Annotated in this window: 4 protein-coding genes; 2 read left to right on the top strand and 2 right to left on the bottom strand. The window is 42.6% G+C overall.

All coding sequences use genetic code 11. The annotated features are described in order from the left end of the window. The first annotated feature begins 66 nt into the window (after positions 1–66). On the top strand, positions 67–603 hold the full coding sequence (locus H6S82_RS26815) for a type IV pilin-like G/H family protein (protein ID WP_190464926.1): 537 nt from the start codon (positions 67–69) through the stop codon (positions 601–603). Between the two features lie 58 nt (positions 604–661). Here the strand turns inward: H6S82_RS26815 and H6S82_RS26810 are convergent, their stop codons facing one another. Next, positions 662–1285 carry a hypothetical protein gene (locus H6S82_RS26810; protein ID WP_190464925.1) on the bottom strand — a complete coding sequence of 208 codons (624 nt, stop codon included), beginning with the start codon at positions 1283–1285 and terminating at the stop codon, positions 662–664. 212 nt (positions 1286–1497) lie between these two features. Beyond that, entirely contained in the window at positions 1498–1782 is a 285-nt protein-coding gene (locus H6S82_RS26805; protein ID WP_190464924.1) for a GNAT family N-acetyltransferase, read from the bottom strand. Positions 1783–1992: 210 nt separating this feature from the next. Between H6S82_RS26805 and H6S82_RS26800 the strand changes: the two genes are divergently transcribed. Then, positions 1993–3009, top strand: a 1017-nt coding sequence (locus tag H6S82_RS26800) for a DUF2252 family protein (protein WP_191057001.1), incomplete at its 3' end; no start/stop codon positions are given.

Raw genomic sequence — 3009 nt, 5'->3', positions numbered from 1 at the left:
GTAAATGATATCCTTAAAGTAACCCAACAGGTTAAATACTAACAGGGTCTAGTAGGAGGAAAAAAAATGGGTTTCAAGTTTGGCTACCCGACTATGTTAAAAAAAGCTTATCCGTCCATCTTTACCACACTATTAACCGTGCTTTCTATGGGGATAACTGCTACCGCAGGAATTTCCACTACATACCACAATCAAAATTCTGCCAGATTTGCTGGAGTTAAACAATTTGGCCCGATAATACGAGCTAAACAAGATGAAGGTAAAAGCACCATTAGCTCATTGAATAGGGCACAGCAAGCTTATTACGTTGAAAATAACCGATTTGGAAATTTTGCCCAATTAGGAGTAGGTATCAGTCCGGAAACTGGCAATTACAGCTATAAAGTTGCTGTCGTAAATCCCAGAAGCGCAAGGGCAACAGCTTCAGCAAAAGACTCTAGAATCAGGAGTTATACGGGGGCTGTCTTTGTCATCGGGTCTGGCAATAACGCCACAACAATTACTGGTATCTGTGAAAGTAACTCTGCAACAAGAACTCCTCCGGCTATGCCTCGACTTGTTCGGAATAATATTCAATGTCCTGCCGGATCTAAAAAGATCTAAATCCAATGCGACGGGCTGGACATTTACCCAATCCGTCGCATTTACTAGGGATTTATTGTTAAAGAAATCTGATTCGATCGGCTTGCAAGTAGATTGTTTGGTTGCTCAATTGTTGAGCTTCTGCGGCACTTAAACCCCATTGAGTCTGAGCTTGTTGAGAACTCGGCATCGGTTTGATAACACCGTTGAGATTAAGTGCTTGTCCCGGTTTAACAACAACTTTGTTTTCAGCGCTACCTGCATCTAATACTGGATCGAGAACAACGAAGAGTTGTTGGTTGTTACCTGCACCCACCCAAAAAGTGCGATCGCCATTGACATTTTGAGTCGTAATATTTGTTACTTCTACCCGCTTGTTAACAAGCGACTGCTTATCTGGTGTAGTGCCAACAATTGCTAAATCGGTAATTGGTTCCCTCACAACAACAGTCTGAGTGGGAATAGGACTGGGCGTCACCACGACAGTCTGAGTGGGAATGGGACTGGGGGTCACCACGACAGTTTGAGTGGGAACAGGACTGGGCGTGACAACAACAGTCTGAGTCGGGCTGGGAGTGGAGGTAGCAGCATTCGGGTTGTTTGTGGTGTCGTTACAAGCTGCGATCGAACTGGCCATAATCGCTATGATAGTGGCTCTACTAAACCATGCTTGTTTGGCAAAAAAATTGTGATTGAATTCCATAGTCTTGACAAGCCTCCTTATCACTTTCGCTCAAGCTGGCAGTTCTTTTTGTCAAATTTTGGCTCTACCTTTCTTTGATATGCTTACTCTAAACACTGAGAAAGGCGTTACGCTTCCCCCTAATGGAATAATTAACTTAGCTAAAACGATAAGAATTTTAAATCTTAAGGTTAATTATCCAGATTTTTGGTTAACAAAATACAACCTTTATGTTACTCTAGAGATTCAAAAAATTTCTTTCCCTTGAACGTATAGGATTTATATTCGATCTCTAGTTCTTCTTGAAATCCCAGCTTTTTAAATATGTGCTGATAAACTAAGCTGGTTGCTTCGGTTACTGCCGTTCTATAATTTTTGCTTTTGGCTAGTTTTAAATTTTCTATAACTAGCGTAGAGGCGATATTTTTATTTTCATATGCCTCCCTTACTCCCAGCATAGAAATATGAAGTATTTCTCCTTTCTCGATCTGGCGATCGGCTTGGTATTTATCGTCCATCTGTAACAATATTTGCTATACAATTGAATTTTTTTTAGCAATTGTCCAAAATACACGAATCTTGTACTGATAGTAACGTATAAAGAATTGTGAAGAAATAACGAAAAGAATTGGGAATCAGTTAAATTAATACTCGCTTAACGACTGGCACCGTCACTGATCGCTTACCAGACTGAAGTTTACCAGTTTTCCATACTCGGGCAAAGTTTTATGAGCAGAAAAACCAACAAAAGCAACCGCCAGCAATTTATTATCGATGTATTCGTTAACAACTTCGGCGACCAAATGCAAGCGAATCCGAAGGGATGGCGGATCAAGTTTCGCAAAATGGCTGCTTCTGCTTTCGCCTTTTATCGCGGTAGTGCTGCTTTATTCTATGCGGATGTCGCCGACGATAAAGACCCATTTCTCAACGATCGAACCAGTCGAGTTTGGATTCAGGGAGACTTACACGCCGAGAATTTCGGCACTTATATGAACAGCGAAGGCGTACTGGTTTTCGATGTTAACGATTTCGATGAATCCTACGTTGGTGCGTTTACCTGGGATGTGAAGCGGTTAGCTGCCAGCTTAAGCTTGGTCGGTTATCAAAAGGCGCTCAGCGATGGTGAAATTAAGCAGACGATCGCCACGATGACGCGCAGTTACATCGCACAGGTGGCAGAGTTTGCTAGTTCGCCCGATCGCAGTGATTTTGCTCTCACTTTATCTAATACAACTGGCAAATTGCTGAATCTACTGCATGAAACGCGCTTAAACACGCGCATCGGATTGCTGGAAAGTCAAACTCATATTGAAAATTACGATCGCCGCTTTACTCTCGGATCGAGTGTTACTCCCGTAGATAGCGAAATTCGCACTAAGATATTAGAGGCGTTCCCCGATTACCTCAAAAGTATTCCCAGAAGCAAGAAATTCGAGCGCTTGAACTACAACATCAAAGATATCGTGGTTCGGCAAGGTATGGGTATTGGCAGTGCGGGGACATCCTCCTACAATCTACTACTCGAAGGTCCAACCCAGGCTTTGGAAAACGACATTATCATTTATATGAAACCCGCTCAAGTTGCCGCACCGAGTTTAGTAGTTACTGACCCCAAAATTAAGAATTATTTCTTGCACGACGGACACCGCACTGTGATCTCGCAACGCGCATTGCAAGCCTATTCCGATCCTTGGTTGGGTTACACTACTCTGAATGGGATGGGAATGTTGGTAGAGGAAGAT

The sequence above is a fragment of the Planktothrix sp. FACHB-1355 genome (genome assembly GCF_014748295.1).
GTDB lineage: Bacteria > Cyanobacteriota > Cyanobacteriia > Cyanobacteriales > Aerosakkonemataceae > Aerosakkonema > Aerosakkonema funiforme_A.
Note: the sequence above shows the minus strand (reverse complement) of the source record. Positions and strands in the feature narration are given on the sequence as shown.